This window comes from Kitasatospora sp. NPDC047058 (assembly GCF_040643935.1).
In the GTDB taxonomy this organism is placed as follows: domain Bacteria; phylum Actinomycetota; class Actinomycetes; order Streptomycetales; family Streptomycetaceae; genus Kitasatospora.
The window spans coordinates 1-1,828 of sequence record NZ_JBEYVJ010000773.1; the positions used below are offsets into that span (position 1 = coordinate 1).

Annotated in this window: 3 protein-coding genes; all 3 read right to left on the reverse strand. The window is 73.6% G+C overall.

Features of this window, described 5'->3' with window-relative positions; all coding sequences use genetic code 11:
• Positions 1-4: 4 nt before the first annotated feature.
• Entirely contained in the window at positions 5-235 is a 231-nt protein-coding gene (locus ABZ885_RS40350) for a hypothetical protein (RefSeq protein WP_360200063.1), read from the reverse strand.
• A 54-nt stretch (positions 236-289) separates the two neighbouring features.
• Entirely contained in the window at positions 290-1,426 is a 1,137-nt protein-coding gene (locus tag ABZ885_RS40355) for a peptidoglycan-binding protein (protein WP_360200065.1), read from the reverse strand.
• Positions 1,427-1,505: 79 nt separating this feature from the next.
• A partial coding sequence (locus ABZ885_RS40360; RefSeq protein ID WP_360200067.1) for a hypothetical protein occupies positions 1,506-1,828 on the reverse strand: 323 nt, incomplete at its 5' end.

Here is a 1,828-nt window from a genome sequence, read left to right on the forward strand (position 1 = left end):
TCGCTCACTCGGCGTCGTCCTCCTTCGGCGGGGTGCGCAGCCACGCGGGCAGCAGCTGCTCGACGACGTCGAGCGCCATCACGCGGGTGACGGCTCCGGCTACGGTGAGCGCCACCGCGATGCCGGGCAGGGTCTCGGGGATGCCGGCGGTGGAGACGAGCAGGGGGAGCGCGGCGAGCAGGCCGAGCAGGGCCTGCAGGCCGGTGCGGATGGTGCGGCGGGTGGCGTCGGTCAAGGGGGTGCCTCCTGTCGGTGGGTGCCCGGGGCCGGCCGGCCCCGGGCGGGTGGGTTAACGGACGGTGAAGCCGCGCCGGGCGCCGAGCTGTTCGAGGGAAGCGCGGCCGGGGATGCCGTCGGCCGCGGTGCCGCGGTATCCGAGGGAGCGCTGCCACGCGGCGTAGGCCGCGACGGTGCGCGAGCCGAACGAGCCGTCGCTCGCCCACTGGCCGTCGAGCAGGCCCTCGGCGGCGAGCGCGGCCTCGACCGGGCGGACGGCGTCCGGGTAGGTGGTGCCGCCCTGGTCGAGGCCGGGGTCACGGCGGGCGGCAGCGATCACCTGGTCGAGGTCGACGACGGTCTGCTCGCCCGGTAGCGCGCCGGCGAACAGGCGACGCAGGGAGTCCTCGCCCGGGATGCCGTCGGCAGCGTCGCCGCTGTACCCGAGGGAGCGCTGCCACGCGGCGTAGTTCTCGGTGTCGGCGTCGCGCCAATCCTCGTCCGGGCCGACGGTGTAGTGCTGGCCGTAGCCGGCGGCCACGAGCGCTTCGCCGACCTGCCGGACCTGCGGGCCGTGCGCGCCGTAGCCGTACTCCACCCCGCCGATGGTCACCCGGTAGCGGGCGGGCCTGGCCGGCTGCGGGTCGGGGGCCGGCGCGGGGGCCGGGGTCGGCTCCGGGGCGCCGTTGGCGCGGGCGACGATCAAGGGGAACACGACGTCGTGGAACTGCTGCACCCTCGCGTCGCCGGGGCAGGCCGTGCCGGACGTCGACCACGACCGGAACAGCCGGTGGTAGCCGTAGCCGGGGTCGTCCGCGGTGCGGCAGATGCGCAGGGGGATGCCGTGTTCGTGGTGGAGCCAGACGCCCAGGGCGACGAGCTGCTCGATCTGCTGCTCGGTCCACGGGTCGGTGTGCTCGCTGTTGGACTCGGTCTCGATCGACACGGCGCCGGTGCCGTCCGGCCGGCGGTTGGCCGCGGCGGACGCGTCGGCACGGGTCTGCGTGCCGATGAACTGCGCGAGCTCGCCGTCGTAGCCGAGCCCGAACGTCGATTCGAGGTTCGTCGAGTCGCGCCAGTACTCGTAGATGCGGCGCGGTGCCCACTCAGCCGCGATGCTGTGAAGGATGAACTGCGTGGGGACGATGGCCGGCTGCGCGTCGCTCTCGGGCTGCAGCTCCATGCGCTCGGCGCCGGGGTACCACGACATAGGGGTGTCTCCAGACATGGAAAAGCCCCGGGGCCGGCGGGCCGCGGGGCGAACGTGCGGGTGGTGGTGGGGAGTTGGGCTAGCGGGTCTGCGTGCCGATGACACCGACGGGGCAGGCGTAGACGTTGCCGGTGCCACTGGTGCGCCACGCCTTGATCTGCACCGTTGAGATGTCGCCGTACTTGCCGGGGCACAGCTTCGGGCCGTCGCTGAAGTGGAACCAGGAACCCGAGCTGATGGTGCGCTGCTCGCCCCACGGTTCGCCGTTGACGTAGACCTGTGCGGCGCCGGTGGTGTCGAAGTCGGCGGCCGCGTACCCGGCCACGGTCAACATGGGGTGGTAGCGGACGTGGGCGGCGGTCCACATGTTGTCGGGGCTGTCCGCCTGCGTCTTGGCGTACC